Origin of the sequence: Sphingopyxis terrae subsp. terrae NBRC 15098, assembly GCF_001598815.1 — a bacterium.
Taxonomy (GTDB): Bacteria; Pseudomonadota; Alphaproteobacteria; order Sphingomonadales; family Sphingomonadaceae; genus Sphingopyxis; species Sphingopyxis terrae.
Map to the genome: position 1 here is coordinate 20,066 of NZ_BCZQ01000008.1, position 12,536 is coordinate 32,601.

Genomic DNA, 12,536 nt, shown 5'->3' on the forward strand with positions numbered 1-12,536 from the left:
AACGGGCCGCCGCGAGGCGTGCCGCGAAATTCACAAGCCTTCTGGCACACGACTGGCATCGCTGCCGATCACGGCAGCCACCGCTTCACGTTCGATCGGCTCAAGATCGGGGTGCCATAGGTCAAAGATCAGCACCACGCGCAGCCGCGCGCTGGGGTTCCGGGCTTCATGCTCGATGGTATCGTCGAACACAAAGGCTTCACCACGCCGCCAGTCGCGCGTCTCGGCACCCACCCGGAACCAGCAACCTTCGGGGACGATCAGCGGCAGGTGGCAGACGAGCCGCGCATTATTGTAGCCAACATGGGGCGGGATCGCCGTGTCCGGCGCCAACAACGAAAACATGACATTCGGCGAAGCACCGGGAATGGCTGGTTGATTCAGCGTTTCGAGCAATGCGAGTGTCCGCGGGCAATGGCGCGCATTTGCGTCCACTCGCCGTCCGCCGCGTAACAAGTGGATCGCCGTCCAGTCGGGATTGTGATTGAGCTCACGCCACTGATCGAGCGGTTGATGCGCGGCATATTGGACATAGGGTACCAGTTCGGCCCGCTCGGCATTCATTACCGCATCCAGCTCGGCAGCGATGGTGTCTGTCGACGCTTCAAGCTTTTCCAGCCACGGGAAAAGCGCACGCGGATGAAATTCCCGCTCGCGCAGCCCCGGGAAATGAAAATGGGTCGGCTGGCTGTGATAAGGCCGCGTCCGACGCAGAGCATTGCTACGAAATCGCTCGATGCGGGCGGCCTCATCGACGTTGGCGCGCGCTTCGATATCGGCCATTCGCACCGCAAGCCCCGCCTCCTTTGCATCGAGCCACGCGGCATGACAGCGTTCGCCCTCGGCCAGCACCGCGACCAACTGCGGCGGCAGCGGGCCGTCAGGCTTTTGCGCGATCGCATGCCCCCAGGCCTCCCCCGCGTTCGGGTCGCCCATCCGCTCGAGCAAGCTCGCGCGCAGCATCAGCGCGGTGAAGTCGAGTGGCGCGAGCGCAAGCGCACGATGCACCGCCTCGAGCGCCATGCGCGGCCGGCCGCACGCCCGATAAACGCCGGCAAGCCGCAGCATCACCGACGGATCCTCACTGCCCTTCGCGGCTTCCTCGAACAGAGCGGCGGCGCGAGCGAAATCCTGCGCAGCGAGCGCGCGATCTGCTTCGGCGAGCAATGCTCCCCGCTCCGCGGTCACAGGCGGTATCCGAATTTTTCCACCCAGGGCCTCATGACCGGGAATATCGGTTCGAGGTGCTGGCGATAGCCCTCCCACCGCCCCGCAGCACGCTTGTAGATCGGTTCGACGACCTGCGCATAGCTCGCCGTGGTTATCAACCCGCGCGCCTTCGCGGTCTTGCGATGGTCGAGCGCTTCATCGCGCCACGAGAGGCCCAGGAAATCGAACAGGGGCCGCACTTCGGCCTCCACATCCTCGACCAGCCGCTCATAGACGATGGTATGGACCTTGAGCCCGAACAGCTCGCGCGCGCGTTCCCAGTGTCGGAAGGTCAGATCGTAGAATTCCGCGGCATCCTCCAACCGCAAAAAGTTCGACATCGCATCGTTGAGGCGAAAGTTGCTCATGAAGCAACTCAGCAACACATCGCACGGATGACGGAGCGCAAGGATGAAACGCGCGTTCGGGAAGAGCCGCTGAATCAGAACCGCCTTCGACAGGAAGAGCGGCGACTTGTCGATCAGCATCCGGTCGGGCGCGAGCGGCTTCGGCGCAACCTTCGCGACTTCGTCGAAATAGAAGCGGCGCGTTTCGGCAACCGCTGCCGCGTCGAGCCCCGGAATCGCCGTCATTCCGCCGATGCGCTCGTCGCAATTGTTGAGCGGCGGCTGCTCTTCGAGCACCACCGTATCGGGATGCCCCATCAGGATCGTGTCGAGCAAGGTCGTCCCTGATCGCGGAAAGCCGACGAGAAATACGGGGTCGCGCGTCGCATCGATCTCGATTTTCGGCCAGCGCGCCACCCATTCGGATGTCAGAATCGCGATCTCCTGACGCAGATTCTCCCGCATCCCAGCCGCGCGTTCAAGCGGTCGGGTCGGCGATGCTTCGTGCAAGAGGTTCGTTGCGCTAAACGCTTCGAACGCTTCGTCGATACGACCGAGCCGATCGAGGATATGACCGCGCATATGCGTCGCACGTTCGGCTTCCACTTCAGGAGGGACCAAATTCAGATTCGCCAGCGCCTCTTCGAACCGTTTCTGACGGCGCAGTTCATAGGTGCGTATAAAAGCGATTGCGCCCTCATCCACCCCATGGGATTCAGCGAGCGCGATCAGCGGCGCAAATTCTTCCTCACGATTGCTATGCTCAAATTGTACCGCAAGGCCGAGATAAGCGTCAGCCATAGACGGATCGAGGATCGTCGCTCGGCGAAAGGCCTGCTCAGCGTCCTCTGACCGATTGGAGAGGCCACATTCGATTCCGAACTTCAGCTGCAGATTGGCATTGTCCGGATCGCGCGCAATCGCATCCTCAATCGCAGACATGGCCTTCCGCTGGCGCCCCTCCTTCTTATACTGCACATAAAGCTCATGGAGCGCGCGAGCATCTTCGGGAAACTCCTCGGCGGTCCGCTTCAGCAGCGCCTCGGCCTCATCGCCGCGCGCTACACTGCGAAGCGCCACCGCAAGGTTAAGGCGGGTCGGCGGCGCAAGCGGTTCGAGCGCCATCGCCCTCTCAAGCGCGGCGACGCTGCCTTCGACGTCACCGGTCGCCGAACGCGCATTGCCAAGATTGTTCCAGCTTTCGAAATCGGCCGGATCGCGCGCAACGACATGCTCATAGGCAGCGACCGCCTCGTCGAAGCGTTCAAGCGATTGAGCCACGAATCCACGATAGCGCGCAATCCGCAAAGTGGTATCGGCACGGGCAAGGTCCAGTGTCGCGACATCCAGCGCTTCGATCAGATCGCCCTTGTCGATCAGTACCGCGATCAGGTTACAGGCGATCGTGGTGTCCGACCTGCGTGCATCGTGCGCGCTGCGCAAGTGCCGCGCCGCCGCATCCAGATCGTTCGCGCGAGCCTGCAACATGCCAAGGAAGGCGTTGAGCGCGACTGTGTCACCGCCCGCATCGAGCGCGCTCTCGGCAAGCTGACGTGCCCGCGCGACGTCGCCGGACTGCGCAGCACCGACGGCCTGGCGTAGCACGTCAGCGGTTTGGGAATCGAGCATCGAGAATCCATGATTGAAGAAGGCCGAACGAAAAAGGGCGGCCGGTCTCGCGACCCGCCGCCCTCTATCATAGGCCGATATGCGGAACTTAGAAGTCCAGCGTCACGCCAGCGAAGATGTAACGGCCCAGCGCGTCATAGGCGGCCGGATAGGTATTGCCGTTACACGGACCGGTCGGACACAGGTTCGACCCGTCGCGGTTGGCGTTACCGGAGGTAACCAGTGGCGGCTGTTTGTCGAACAGGTTGTTGACGCCCAGACGGAACGTATAATTGTCCGACACGGCGAACGTGGTCGCAAGATCGAAGTAGCTATACGCCTTCAGGTGCAGGCCCGGATCGAAGTTGAAATCGCCGTGAAGCGACTGGCTCTTATCCAGCGTTTCAGCCTTCACCTTGCCGATATAACGCCACTGCAGCGAGATACCCACGCCGTTCGGCATGTTGAACGACGTGCGCAGCTTGTGGCGCCACTTCGGAAGCATCGAGCCACCCGCCGTGGTGCCACCCGACGAACAGACCGGACCATAAAGGCCGGCGCAGTCGTAGGGCTGAGTGATGCCGTTATCGACAGCATATTTGTCGAGGTAGGTGCCGACGAAGCTCATCGACAGCGTACCGGCATTGCCGATCTCGTGGCTATAGGCGCTGTTGATCTCGAGACCGCGGGTGCGGACCTTGCCGAGGTTCGACGGGATATTGTCGACATAGCCACCCGGCGTCAGCCAAAGCGAACCAGCCGCGTCGCGATGAACAAGGCTGCACGAGTAGGGCGTAAAGGTCGCGGTGGCATTGAGCGTACAATCCTTCAGGATTGCATCCTGCGCCGGCGGCTGAATCGCGTCTTTCAACTTGATATCGAACCAGTCTACCGTCAGCGAGAAGCGCGGCAGGAAGCTCGGCTGCAGAACGACACCGAAGGTCTTCGTCGTCGCGGTTTCGGGCTTCAGGTCGGGGTTGCCGCCAAGCAGGCCGTTATACTGGCCAGCCGGGTTCTCGGCCGTGGCCTGACCCACGACAAAGCCTTGGGCAAGACAGCCATAATCATTGGCCGTGATCGGATCGCCCGAACAGGGATCACTCGCACCATTCAATCCGACGGTCGGTGTCGCAAACAGTTCCTGGATGTTCGGCGCACGAACCGCCCGGTTGTACTGGCCACGGAACCGGACGTCGCGGATCGGTGCGAATTCGAGCTGCAGCTTGTACGTGTCGGTATCATATTTGCGGTTAGCACTCGTCTGGTACCAGGACTTGCGATAGCCGCCGTTGAAGCTCAGGTCATAGATGAAGCTGTCATGGACAATCGGCACCTGCGCTTCGGCGAAGAATTCATAGACCCGGAAGCTGCCCGCGAGCGGAAGCGTTGCGCCGCCCTGCCCGGTGAGGTCACCGGTCGAGAAAGCATTGTCGGTCTTGAGATCGAGCGATTCCTTGCGCCATTCGAAACCGAGGTTCACGCCGATGCCATCGTCGGCCCAAGGCGACTTGATGCCATATTCGCCGAGCTGACCGGTAAACGAGGCATTGGCAACCTGTTCCGACGTATAACCCTTTTGGAAACCCACCGCCGACAGATAGGCGACCGACTCGGGGCTGGCACCACCGGCGCCGTTGAAGATGTTGTAGGGAACGCACGTCGGATCACTGCCGTCGATGACCGAGCGGCAGACCGGGTCGAATTCCGGCGTGCGCGGATCGTCGATCACGTTGAGCGCGCGGCCAAGGCGCGCCACCGAGAATTCATTCGAATAGACCTGGCTATAATTCGAACGACCATATTGGTAATAGGCGTCGTAGGACCAGGCTTGCCAAGATCGCCCTTCGAACCCGATCACGGTGCGGAAGTTGGTGTGCTGCAGATCGCTCTGGCGGGGACCGCCTTCGACGTTGCGGCGCAGAACCTGCATGAACGCCTGATTGTAGGTGTTGCCGAGCGAGTCGGTAAATACCAGCGCCGGATCGCCCGGATTGGGGTTGTAGGCCGCACCGATCGCAGTCGGGAAGGTACCGAGATAACCGTTGATCAGGTTGTAATAGTCAGTGCTGCCGGCAGGACCGCAGATCACGTCCTTTTGTGCCTGAGACATCAGTGCGTTGTCGCAGTTGACGGTCAACGTGTTGCCGAAGTTACCCGACGGCGCGATCTGGGCCACCGTACGGTCGTCCATGAACATGAATTCGAGATACGGCTTGATCGACTCGTTGATCTCGTAGTTCGCGAACAGACCTGCCGTATAGCGTTCGTCGGGGCGCTGGTAATGGTTGGTCGGCGCGAAGTTATAACGCGTCGTGCTGCTCGAAAGCCCCCCGTTCGGCTCGAAGGCAAAAGCCGTCGAGGTGAATTTTCCGGGGATTACGACTCCGTCATCGTCCAGTTTCGGGACGAAGACGAGCGCGGTGCCTTTTGCGTTGGTGAGCGAGCCGCCGCAAATCGGAGCGCCACCACCCGAGTTCTGGATCGTGCAGGCGCTGTAATCGCGGCGCGACTGGAGAATGGCGTTAGCCTTGCGATACCCGGCATAGGCAACGATATGGCCGCGACCGTCGTCGAACGCCGTGCCAAACGTCGCGGTGACGTCGACCGTGCCGCCGTCAACTACGCTGCCGTCGGGGTAGCCGAAACCCCGCGCCGCAAGCGGACCACGGATCAGATCGTTGCGGTTATTGTGCTGATAGACGCTATACTGGCCGTCGAGACGGAAACCGGTGAAGTCGGTGTCCATCACGAAGTTGACGACACCCGCAACAGCGTCAGCACCGTAGGTCGCCGAAGCGCCGCCGGTGAGAACCTGGACGTTCTTGAGCAGCGCGGCGGGGATCATGTTGATGTCGGCGGCCGAGCCGCTGTTCGGGCTCGGGTCGCCCGGCAGCAGGCGGCGGCCATTGACGAGCGCGAGCGTACGCGTGGTGCCGAGGCCGCGAAGGTCGACCGAAGCCGTGCCGTCCGCGCCGTTGGCAGCGGTCGACGACTGGCTGGCGAAGACCGAAGGCAGCGAGTTCAGCATGTCCTCGACGCGGGTCGTGCCCTGCAGCTTGATATCTTCGCTGCTCACGACCGTGATCGGAGCGGCCGATTCCAGATTGGCCTGGGGAATACGCGTACCGGTAACGATGATCTCTTGGCCGGCGTTAGCCGCGTCATCGCTGCCCTGGGCGTCCTGCGCCATGGCGGGCGATGCAGCAGCGAGCAGGCCAATGCCGAGTACGAACGGCGCAGCGCCGAGCTTCAGCTTCGAATAATGGGTGGTTTTCACAGCGCAGTTCCTTGCTACTGATGATGATATACCCGAGCCCCTGTCGCGAAACGACCTACGCCAACGCTCAAGACGCCCTGATAGCGTGCGGGATGATCCTTCATTCATGTCGAGTAAAGTTGATTTGCAGGGTGCGTAGCGGTTTCGTTGGCGATTGTGACGAATTTGCAACAAACCGAAATCGCGACGAAATAGATGCTGCCCACGCAGCACCTAGCGCCGGCATATAATATCGAATGATAGCATCCACCCTTTGCGGCGGAGATCCAAAATCCTTTGCCGAACAATCCGGATGATGTTGCGGAACCAGGGCCAAGTGCGGCGGGGCGGCCTCGGAGACGATCAACAATTGTGCCAGCTGTGCCAGCGCGAGCGGTTCACCTACGCTACACCGTCTTGTCGGTCCGGGATTTTGGACGTGAAGACGCGATATACCGAACTGTACCCGCGGTGCGAGCACCCAACCGGCGGAACTCTCTCATCAGAAGTCCGCCCAGAACGCGATATATTCCGGAGAGCGACCCGGACCGGAGAGGTCTTGACCAGCACAAGGCAAGGTTCGATTGTTCGTCTGCTTGACCGATGCCATAGCCTTGATACGATAATGATGAGAGGTCGCCTCGGTCCGGGTCGTCCATCGCTTTGACGGAGGGGTTGCAGGCATGATGAAATCGGTCGCGCTGGTTGGTGGCTTGATCGGCGCCTGGAATCTATGCTCCTCCACGGCGGTGCATGCTCAGGATCTGGCGAACGACGTGGTGCGATGTGGCGCGATCGCCGACGATGCGCCCCGCCTGCGCTGTTTCGATGGGCTGATTCCGGAAGCGCGGAAAAGTGAAGAGCAACGGCGCGCCGAGGCGGAAGAAAAGAACAAGAGGGACTTCGGCCTGACCGCCACCCAACGTAGCGAGCAGATAAGTCGCGAACATCCCGACAAGGAAGAACGGAAGCGCGTCGTACAGCAGGAACATCTGCAAGTAGAGGCGACTATTACCGATTTTTCCACTGGCCAGTACGGAACGATATTTGCCTTGGACAATGGTCAAGTGTGGCAGACAACATCATCCAGTGGAATGACCACAGTGCCGCGTGTTGGACAGAAGGTTACTGTTCGATCGGGACCGCTCGGCGGATACCGCTTGCTACTGGAAGGCAAGACCCGCGAGCTAGGGGTCAAGCGGGTAAAATAGAGCCCGCACGACGCCGAATATGTCTATTTCCAGCCGGAAACCGAGCGGGGATAATGCGCTTGCGCGATGTGCGGTTCGCGCAGTCAGCAGGTTTCGCCGCCGCAGTGACTATTGCGATTTCGGTTGGCCATCGCTTCGCGCGCCGCAGCCTCCTGCTGCGCCCATTCCGCATTGGTCTTGCAGACCTTCTTCGGGATACGCGACCCTACTTCCCTGATGACACGGCACTTAAGCGCCTCTGAATCCTTTGCCGGAGACGACTCCTGCTTGGCATAGGCAATAGCGGGCACCGAGAGGGATAGCGTGATGGATAATAAGATACAACGCATGGGAAAGCCTTAAAAAAGGGGGAGGCAGAGATTTCTCCCTGCCTCCCTTATTATCCGTTATTTCCGCTTCGATTAGAAGTGGAAACGGACACCGGCGTAATAACGACGACCGAAGATGTCATAGACATCGGCGGCAGTGTCAGAACCGGTTACGTTGAACGTCGTGTTCGTCAGGATATTCGGTGCCTTCTTATCCAGAAGGTTGTCCACGCCGAGATAGAATTCAAACTTTTCCACCGGCGTGAAGCTGACCTGGGTGTCCAGATAGAACTGGGCCGGAACCGAGACGCACCGCGGCGAACCGTCGCCGAAGAATGCGCACCAGCTAACATCGTCTTCATACGACTTGCCGATGAAGGTGCCGGTGAACGACCATTTGAACTTGTCGGTCGAATATCCGAGCGTTCCGGTGAAACGATCAGCAGCCGTACCGATTTCCCCATCGGCCCGATCGACGGTCGCGCCGGGAAGCGGCGTGTAGTCGTTCTGGAACAGATGGTTGTACGAAAGGTTGAAGCTCACACGACCGTCGGTGTTGAAGAAGTTGACCGGCGTGTACCAGTTGACCGTAACATCGAGACCCTGAGTCTTAAGGCTCGCGGCGTTGACCGCCAGGTCGTTGATGAATTCGATCGAACCGGCGCTGTTGGTGGCCGTGTTGGTCGGGCGACGGATCACCAGGTCACACAGCGGGGTATTGCCCTCATTATAGCACTGATCAAGGATCGTCCCGCGACCGACGGTCGCGATGATGTTGTTGATCTTGATGTTATAATAATCGACCGACAGCGTCAGATTGCGCAGCGCGTTGACCGAACGCGGGTTGATCACCGCCCCGAGCGTCCACGAATCCGCCTTTTCTTCCTTCAGGTTCGGGTTGCCGCCATTGAAGCCGCTGATTCCCTGAATATCGGGCTGCGTGAGCGTGAAGGTGCCGTTGGCGGCAATATTGGCTGCCACACCTGCGTCTGCACGACAGTTGTCGCCGAGCGCACCACCACCGGTTGCACCGATGCCGACGCACGGATCCTGAAGACCCGACGGGAAGGTCTGCGACAGGCCCGAGTAGAGCTCACCGATGTTCGGCGCACGAACCGCACGCGCCCACGTGCCGCGGAAGCGCAGACCGTCGAACGGTTCCCACGTACCCTGAGCACTGTAGCTGTAGATCGTACCAACCGTCGAATAATCCGCAACGCGGAACGCACCGCCAACTTCGAGGAGCTGGAAGAAGGGCTTGTCGCGCAGGATCGGAAGCTTCACCTCGGCATAGCCTTCCAGGACATCGAACTGGCCGCTCGTGTCGGGCAGCAGGTTGCCGCCGTTCAGACCCTGATTGGTGAGGGCGTCGTTATCTTCGACGCTTTCTTCCTTGCGATATTCGAAACCGAGCGCAACGCCGAGCGGACCGCCGGGAAGTTCAAACAGCGAACCGCTGATGTTGCCCTGAACGACCTGCTGCTTGATGTCGGTTTGGAGCGACTGCTGGGCGGCGATATACTTGATCGCATCCTGGGTGATCGCACCCTTGCCGAAGATGTTGATCGGCACACAGCCGTTCGCGCGCGCTTCGGCGTTGACGCAAACAACGTCGGTCGTAAGACCATTGCCATTGACGTCGTCGACGTCCGTCATCGCCGCAAGCGCATTGCGGAAATTGGTGACGTTGACCTGACCATTCGACACCTGGTTTTCGGTCACCTGGCCGTAGTTGTAGCTCAGGTCCCAGTTGAACCGCTCGCCCAGCGTACCTTCGAAACCTACGACGAAGCGCAGGAAATCGCGGGTCGTCTGACCGTTGCGCGTGCCGAACTCGCTAAGACGGCGCGTGAAGCCGATGTCGCGCAGACCGTCACCGTCCGTATCGGTCGCTTGCGCAGCAATCGCGCCGGGGACGATCGGATTGACGGCAATGGTGGTCGTGCCGTCGGGTGCAATGATGTAATTTTCGATCGGCATGACGCCCGAAGCCGGATAAATGCCGGTCGTACCGTCCGAGGCAAGCGCAAACGGTTCGATAATGCGCGACGACTGCGTCTTGTTGTACGTGCCTTCGAAGAACAACGAGATGTTGTCGGTGACATCATAGTGTATAGCGCTTCACCGGCACGGCGAGCGTCCGGTAATATTGGCGGTTGAAGCCGTTCGGTCCAACACCGGTGCCAATGTCGGGAACGACAACATTGCCATCGTCGTCGAGAACTTCGCTTTTACACGCCGGCCCGTTCGTGGTGAAGCAGGGCTGCAACTGGCCGGTCGGGCTATAGGTAAAGCTGTAGTCGCCCGCGTAGAAACGGCCCTGCTCCGAGTAGCTCGAGTAGTAAGGTTCGTATGGGGTACCATAATCGGCGAGGTCGCCGGTCAGCGCCGCCAAGTCACTGTCGTCGGTGAAGGTGTTCTTGCGCTGACGCGACAGCAGCCCACGCTCGTTCGAATAGCCAAGGTGAACCATGATGTTGCCGCGACCGTCGTCGAAGTTCGCACCCATGGTGAGGTTGGCCTGGTACCGAATATCGTCACCACGCTCCGTCACGCCATATTGCGCATTACCTTCCAGACCCTGGAAGTCCTTCTTGTAAACGAAGTTGACCACGCCGGCGACGGCATCCGAACCGTAAAGCGACGAAGCGCCACCGGTCAGCACGTCGACGCGTTCGATGAACTGGGTCGGGATGACGTTAAGGTCAACGGTCGAGCTGCCGCTCAAGCTGGAAACAACGCGGCGGCCATTGACCAGAACCAGCGTGCGGTTCGAGCCGAGGTCGCGAAGATCGATCGTCGCCACGCCGGTACCCGACGTCAGGAATGCCGAATTGGTACGGCTGAGCGCAGGCGTACCGAACGCGGGATTCTTGAGCAGGATTTCCTGAATGTTGGTAACACCGGACTGCTGAATAGCTTCGCTATTGACAATCTGGATCGGCGCATTCGATTCGGCCTGCGGGCTCGCGATGCGCGAACCGGTGACGATGATGGCCTCGCCCGGCGCGGCTTCTTCGTCGGCCTGCACGTCCTGTGCGACGGCGGGAGCCGAAATCAGCGCCACACCCAAAACGATGGGGGCAACGCCAATTTTCAGCTTCGAAAAATTGGTTTTCTTCACAGTGCAGTCCCTTGCTACTGGTGGCTGAAATACCTGAATGAATTGCGCGCGCAGACTGAATCGCCCGCTGCACCAGACACCCCGATATGCTGCGGGATGGTCGTTCATTCATGTTGAGTAAAGGAAATTTCCGCCGCAAAGCTCGGTTTGAGCGGTGATTGTGACGAATTTGCAACAACCCCGAGCGCCGCCGATATTGATCGAACAAACCGCGACTTGTTCACGTAATTTTCTTACGCAGACTTTAAAAACTCCTCGATTATCGCGCCATCGGTCCCGCAAGCGTACCCGGGTCAAGGCGCGCGTCGCGCCACTTCAATCCCCAATGCATATGCGGTCCCGTCGCCCGGCCGGTCGCGCCCACCGTACCGAGCTGTTGCCCTTGCGTCACATGGTCGCCGACCTTCACATCGAGGCGCTGGCAGTGAAGAAAAGCGCTGGTCAGCCCCATGCCGTGATCGACGATCAGCAAATTCCCTTCCAGCGTGAAGGGCGCATCGGCCGCGAGCACGACGACCCCGTCGGCGGGCGCGAAAAAGGGCGTGCCTGCCGGCACGGCGATATCGGTGCCGCTGTGATAGCTGCCCGGCTTGCCCTGATAGACGCGCTGCGAACCGAAGAAGCCCGACAGCCGCCCCGTCGCGGGCCAGCGAAATTGCTGCCGCCAGCCGTCCGATTCGACATGGCGCGCGCGCGCCGCGGCGATCTGCGCCAGTTCGGCGGGGCGGCGGCGTTCGAACTCGGCATCGCTCGATGCGCTGCCGCGATAGGGCGCGTTGATATTTTCGATCCGCCAATTCCCCGCCGCAATGCTCAGCGTCCGCGCGACCGTGCGCCCGTCGGAAAGGGTCGCTACCAGTTGCTGGCTCGCCGGCGCATCGCGATCGAAGGCGATCAGGAAAGCGCCATCGCCTGCGACCGGAACGGGTGCGCCGTCGAGCGTCAACGTGCGCGTTCCGCCCGGCACCTGGCCGATCAGCGTCCCGCCCTGGATCATGCTGCCGCGAAAGGCGAAACCGGCGGGACCGGGAAGCGGCTTCGGGACCGGCGGTGCGTTCGGCACCGAAGGCGCGACGGCCGCGGGCGCCGCTGCTGCCTTGGGCGCCGGGGGACTGTCGGCCACGGCGGGTACGCAGCCTGCGGCCGCAATGGCCAAGGTCAGCGAAGCAATCGCTCGGGGCGCTGCCCCGCGCGCGGTCATGCGCCGCGCGCCGCGTCCAGTGCGGCCTGCACCGAAATCGCCGCGGTCGCATAGGGCTCCTGCCGCGCGACCGACCAATAGCGCAGCTCGTCGAGCCCGATCGGCACCCCGCTCACCGCGCACAGCACATGGTCGCCCGGCGACAGAATGCGAAATCCGTTCGGGCCATATTGCAGGCGGGCAAGGCGGTTGCGGCTGGCGATCAACATGGCGGGGTCCATCAAATTATCCAAGATATCGGGGTCAATATAGCGACCTGCGCGCGTTCGGCC

At 60.9% G+C, this 12,536-nt stretch carries 9 protein-coding genes; 1 reads left to right on the forward strand and 8 read right to left on the reverse strand.

The features are described from left to right. Positions 1–30: 30 nt before the first annotated feature. From STE01S_RS05920 to STE01S_RS05930, 3 genes are all read right to left on the reverse strand, one after another. Complete coding sequence (locus STE01S_RS05920) at positions 31–1,188, reverse strand: aspartyl/asparaginyl beta-hydroxylase domain-containing protein (RefSeq protein ID WP_409371970.1); 1,158 nt, start codon at positions 1,186–1,188, stop codon at positions 31–33. Continuing rightward, positions 1,185–3,185, reverse strand: coding sequence for a tetratricopeptide repeat-containing sulfotransferase family protein (locus STE01S_RS05925; protein WP_062765904.1), 2,001 nt, complete (start codon positions 3,183–3,185; stop codon positions 1,185–1,187). Before STE01S_RS05925 ends, STE01S_RS05920 begins: the two co-directional genes overlap by 4 nt. 88 nt (positions 3,186–3,273) lie before the next feature. Next, positions 3,274–6,441 (reverse strand): TonB-dependent receptor domain-containing protein, encoded by a 3,168-nt coding sequence (locus STE01S_RS05930; RefSeq protein WP_062765908.1) that lies wholly within the window; start codon positions 6,439–6,441, stop codon positions 3,274–3,276. 662 nt (positions 6,442–7,103) lie between these two features. Between STE01S_RS05930 and STE01S_RS20305 the strand changes: the two genes are divergently transcribed. Beyond that, positions 7,104–7,631, forward strand: a complete 528-nt coding sequence (locus STE01S_RS20305; protein ID WP_162928216.1) for a hypothetical protein — start codon at positions 7,104–7,106, stop codon at positions 7,629–7,631. Between the two features lie 83 nt (positions 7,632–7,714). Here STE01S_RS20305 and STE01S_RS20310 read toward each other — a convergent pair whose 3' ends face one another. The 5 genes from STE01S_RS20310 to STE01S_RS05955 form a co-directional block, all read right to left on the reverse strand. Further along, positions 7,715–7,960 (reverse strand): hypothetical protein, encoded by a 246-nt coding sequence (locus STE01S_RS20310; protein WP_162928217.1) that lies wholly within the window; start codon positions 7,958–7,960, stop codon positions 7,715–7,717. Between the two features lie 72 nt (positions 7,961–8,032). After that, positions 8,033–10,024 carry a TonB-dependent receptor domain-containing protein gene (locus tag STE01S_RS20685; RefSeq protein WP_062765913.1) on the reverse strand — a complete coding sequence of 664 codons (1,992 nt, stop codon included), beginning with the start codon at positions 10,022–10,024 and terminating at the stop codon, positions 8,033–8,035. A 19-nt stretch (positions 10,025–10,043) separates the two neighbouring features. Continuing rightward, entirely contained in the window at positions 10,044–11,171 is a 1,128-nt protein-coding gene (locus STE01S_RS20690) for a TonB-dependent receptor plug domain-containing protein (RefSeq protein ID WP_218016976.1), read from the reverse strand. A gap of 151 nt (positions 11,172–11,322) precedes the next feature. Beyond that, on the reverse strand, positions 11,323–12,264 hold the full coding sequence (locus tag STE01S_RS05950) for a M23 family metallopeptidase (protein WP_062765918.1): 942 nt from the start codon (positions 12,262–12,264) through the stop codon (positions 11,323–11,325). Continuing rightward, on the reverse strand, positions 12,261–12,473 hold the full coding sequence (locus STE01S_RS05955) for a DUF2093 domain-containing protein (protein WP_003041102.1): 213 nt from the start codon (positions 12,471–12,473) through the stop codon (positions 12,261–12,263). The genes STE01S_RS05950 and STE01S_RS05955 overlap by 4 nt, the downstream gene beginning before the upstream one ends. Positions 12,474–12,536 lie beyond the last annotated feature (63 nt).